Origin of the sequence: Rhodococcus sp. (in: high G+C Gram-positive bacteria), from assembly GCF_049286785.1 — a bacterium.
GTDB lineage: Bacteria > Actinomycetota > Actinomycetes > Mycobacteriales > Mycobacteriaceae > Rhodococcus_F.
Genome location: NZ_JBAQEO010000889.1, coordinates 1 through 1,602 on the forward strand (window position 1 = coordinate 1; position 1,602 = coordinate 1,602).

The window sequence follows — 1,602 nt, forward strand, 5'->3', positions numbered from 1 at the left end:
AGCGAACAACTCGCGGAGTTGCGCGGTGCCGTCACCGGCGAATCTGCAACGAGTCGATCCTCGTCTCGTTGATCGACCGGTCCGTGGGCGAGCGGGCGCAGGGGCTGTAGGGCCGCCGAAGCACCGAGACCGCCTGGACGGGGTTGAATCCGCCGGCCGACGAGCGGCATCGGCGGCCATGCCGTAATTGTGGGCCATGTCGAATACACAACGCACAGCAACGCACCTCGTTCTCGTCCCCGGATTCTGGCTCGGCGCGTGGGCGTGGGAGGCAGTTGCCGCCGACCTCGCCGGGCGCGGCTACCGCGTCACAACAGTCACCCTTCCCGGCCTCGACTCGGCGGAGAACGATCGTGCGGCGATCACCCTCGACGATCATGTCCAGGCGATCCTCGACGCGGCAGCCACCACACCGGCCGAAGAACGTACCGTGCTCGTCGCGCACAGCGGTGCCGGACCGGTCTCGTATGCCGCGACCGATCGCGCACCCGATCGGTTCACGAGGGTGATCTACGTCGACTCGGGCCCCCTGCAGAACGGCTCGGTCCTGCGGGAGGACCTCGATCCTTCGGCAACCGAGATCCCGCTGCCGACATGGGCGGAACTCGAGGCCGAGGGGAGCAGCCTGGAAGGCCTGGACGACGCGGCGCTCGCGGGTTTCCGGGCGCGCGCCGTTCCACACCCTGCCGGACCTGCTCGAGACGTGTTCGTTCTGAAGAACGAGCGACGGCTCGACGTGCCGTCGACCGTGCTGTGTACGAGCTTCCCGTCGGACACCATTCGTCAGATGGCTGCCTCGGGTCACCCGATGGTGGCCGAACTGGCGCACCTCCGCACCGTCGACTACGTCGACCTCCCCACCGGGCACTGGCCGATGTGGTCACGTCCCGCCGAACTCGCCGACGTCATCGACGCGGCGGCCGCCCGCTGAGCAACCTCAGCCGACTGCTGCGGCCTTCTTCGCCGACCGTTTGCCGGACGTTCCGGTCTTGGCCGTGGCAGTCTTCTTCGGAGCTGCCGTCCTACCGGCAGCTCCGCGTGGCGACTTCGCCTTCGCGGGGACCGATGCGGGCACCGACAGCACGCTCTCGAGGAACCGGCCCGTGTAGCTCTCCGGAACGACGGCCACTTCTTCGGGCGTGCCCTGCGCGACGACGGTGCCGCCACCCGAACCACCCTCCGGGCCCATGTCGATCACCCAGTCCGCCGTCTTGATCACGTCGAGGTTGTGTTCGATGACGATGACGGTGTTGCCCTTGTCGACCAGACCGTTGATCACCTTGAGCAGCTTGCGGATGTCCTCGAAGTGCAGGCCGGTGGTGGGTTCGTCGAGGATGTACACAGCCCTGCCCGACGTGCGCTTCTGCAGTTCTGCTGCCAGCTTGACGCGTTGCGCCTCACCACCGGACAGCGTCGGAGCGGGCTGTCCGAGGCGGACGTAACCCAGCCCGACCTCGACGAGGGTCTTCAGATAGCGGTGAATGGACGTGATCGGCTCGAAGAAGTCCGCTGCCTCCTCGATGGGCATTTCGAGAACTTCCGCGATGCTCTTGCCCTTGTAGTGCACTTCGAGAGTTTCCCTGTTGTACCGCGCCCCATGAC

General features: G+C 66.7%; 1 protein-coding gene and 1 pseudogene. One reads left to right on the forward strand and one right to left on the reverse strand.

Translation table 11 applies throughout. The features are described 5' to 3' along the window. Positions 1–196 precede the first annotated feature (196 nt). A complete protein-coding gene (locus WAW17_RS31560; RefSeq protein WP_422336767.1) occupies positions 197–931 on the forward strand; it encodes an alpha/beta fold hydrolase in 735 nt (244 codons plus the stop codon). Positions 932–937: 6 nt separating this feature from the next. Here the strand turns inward: WAW17_RS31560 and WAW17_RS31565 are convergent. Beyond that, positions 938–1,602 (reverse strand): annotated as a pseudogene (locus WAW17_RS31565) (excinuclease ABC subunit A); the annotation flags it as partial.

What these genes read in the sequence shown, in the direction of transcription:
- WAW17_RS31560 (WP_422336767.1), top strand. Translation starts at nt 197, where the DNA reads ATGTCGAATACACAACGCACAGCAACGCACCTCGTTCTCGTCCCCGGA.